The following is a 1,431-nucleotide window of genomic DNA, read 5'->3' on the forward strand; positions in this document are numbered from 1 at the left end:
CACCACATCCGCGCCGGCGTCGCCGGGGGTTGGTCGCGGGTGTGGTCGTGGTGGCACTGCTGCTGGGCACCGGCCTCGCCTCGGTGGTGCCCGCCGTCTCCAACCGGCTCGGGCTGCCGTGGGCGCCGAACCTCCCGCAGGGGCCGCCTCCCGAACCGCTCGCGCTCTCCCCGGTGTTGACCGGGCCCGCGGGCTCCGCCGCCCCCGCCCCCGGCCCGTCCGGGGTGGCCGCGGTCCTGGAGGGGCCGACCTCGGACCCGGCCCTGGGCACCCTCGGCGGCAGTGTGGTCCACCCGGGCACCGGCACCGAGCTGTGGAACCACGGCGCCGGGCAGCCCCTGACCCCGGCGTCCACCACGAAACTGCTCACGGCCGCGGCCGCGCTGCTGGCCCTGGACCACGACCAGCGGCTGTCCACCACCGTCGTGCGCGGGGAGAGCCCGGGCACCGTCGTCCTCGTCGCGGGCGGTGACGTGACGCTGTCGTCGCTGCCGGAGGGGGAACGGCCGCTCCACCCGGGTGCCGCGCACCTGGCGGAGCTGGTGGCCCAGGTCGAGGACGCCACGGGCGGTGAGGTCGACGAGGTGCGCCTCGATCCGGGGGTCTACAGCGGCCCGGCGACGGCACCGGGCTGGGAACCCGTGGACACCCCCTCGACCTACGCCGTGGAGATCGACCCCGCCATGCTCGACGGCGGCCGCGGTGACCCCACCGACCGCGGATCGATGGGGGTCGCGGACCCCTCGGGGGAGCTGGTCGACCGGCTGGCCGGGGCCCTGGGCGCCGAGGCCGGGCCCCCGACCTCGGCGTCCGACGACGCCGAGGTGCTCGGCGAGGTCACCTCCGCCCCCGTCGTCGACCTCGTGCGGCAGGCGCTGCGCGAGTCCGACAACGTGCTGACCGAGGCGCTGGCGCGGCAGGTGGCGATCGCCGAGGGGGAGCCCGCCTCGTTCGCGGGTTCGGCCCGGGCGGTCCGTGCCGTGCTGGAGCGGGAGGGGTTCGACGTCTCCGGGGTGGAGCTGTCCGACGGCAGCGGACTGTCGATGCGCAACCGGATCCCCGCCTCGACCCTGACCGGCGTGCTCTCCGTGGCCGCCGCGCCGGACCCGCAGGACCCCCGCACCCGGACCCTGCGGCCGATGCTCGGCGGCCTGCCGGTGGCGGGCGGCAGCGGCACCCTGGCCGACCGGTACGACGGGGACGACGCGGGGGACGGACGCGGGTGGGTACGCGCCAAGACGGGAACCCTCGACGGAGTGAACGCGCTCGCCGGTCTCGTCCTGGACGGGGACGGCCGGGTGCTGGTCTTCGCCTTCCTCTCCGAGGGCGGGCGGACCGACGAGGCGCGGCCCGCGCTCGACGCGGCCGCCGCGGCCCTCCGGGGCTGCGGGTGCACCTGAGGCCGGGTGCACCTGAGGCCGGGTGCACCTG

Annotated in this window: 1 protein-coding gene; it reads left to right on the forward strand. The window is 77.6% G+C overall.

What is annotated here, in order from left to right; all coding sequences use genetic code 11:
- Window positions 1-1,400 (forward strand): D-alanyl-D-alanine carboxypeptidase/D-alanyl-D-alanine endopeptidase (gene dacB, locus SACPADRAFT_RS28895; protein ID WP_007027600.1); only part of this gene is annotated, 1,400 nt, incomplete at its 5' end.
- Window positions 1,401-1,431: the final 31 nt, after the last annotated feature.

It is taken from the genome of Saccharomonospora iraqiensis subsp. paurometabolica YIM 90007, from assembly GCF_000231035.2.
GTDB classification, from domain to species: Bacteria; Actinomycetota; Actinomycetes; order Mycobacteriales; family Pseudonocardiaceae; genus Saccharomonospora; species Saccharomonospora paurometabolica.